Origin of the sequence: Stenotrophomonas humi, assembly GCF_001431415.1 — a bacterium.
Lineage (GTDB): Bacteria > Pseudomonadota > Gammaproteobacteria > Xanthomonadales > Xanthomonadaceae > Stenotrophomonas > Stenotrophomonas humi.
Genome location: NZ_LDJI01000082.1, coordinates 1 through 824, shown reverse-complemented (window position 1 = coordinate 824; position 824 = coordinate 1). Strand labels below are relative to the sequence as shown.

The 824-nt window shown below is 61.4% G+C and carries 1 pseudogene; it reads right to left on the bottom strand.

The window, feature by feature from the left end:
• Nucleotides 1-618 (bottom strand): annotated as a pseudogene (locus ABB26_RS18400) (DNA-directed RNA polymerase subunit beta'); the annotation flags it as partial.
• Between the last annotated feature and the right edge of the window lie 206 nt (nt 619-824).

Here is an 824-nt window from a genome sequence, read left to right as displayed (position 1 = left end):
GGCGATTTCCTCGCGCAGCTTCACCATTTCGGCCTGAAGGTCGATGGTGCGCAGCAGTTCGTACACGGCCTCGGCGCCCATGGCGGCGTCGAAGTCATCGCCGTGTTCCTGGCGTGCCTGCAGGTACTGTTCTTCGGTCAGCAGCTGGCGGCGCTCCAGGGCGGTCAGGCCCGGCTCGGTCACCACGTAGGCTTCGAAGTACAGCACGCGCTCGATGTCACGCAGGGTCATGTCCAGCATCAGGCCGATGCGCGACGGCAGCGACTTGAGGAACCAGATGTGCGCGACCGGCGAGGCCAGGTCGATGTGGGCCATGCGCTCACGACGCACCTTGGCCAGGGTCACTTCGGTGCCGCACTTTTCGCAGACAACGCCGCGGTGCTTCATGCGCTTGTACTTGCCGCACAGGCACTCGTAGTCCTTGACCGGCCCGAAGATGGCGGCGCAGAACAGGCCGTCACGCTCCGGCTTGAAGGTACGGTAGTTGATGGTTTCCGGCTTCTTCACTTCGCCGAAGGACCACGAACGAATCAGGTCCGGCGAGGCCAGCGCGATCTTGATCGCGTCGAAGTCCAGCGTCTGACGCGGCTGGTTGAAGAGGTTGAGCAGGTCTTTCATGGTGTTCTCCGAAAGGAGGAATACTTTGTCGATGGGCTGTCGGCTACTGCTGGCGGCGCTGGTGCATCACTGCACCAGCGCCTGCACGATCAGTTGTCTTCCAGTTCCATGTTGATGGCCAGCGAGCGGATTTCCTTCACCAACACGTTGAAGGATTCCGGCATGCCCGCAACCATCTAGCTCCCCCACTCCACGTACTTATTGTA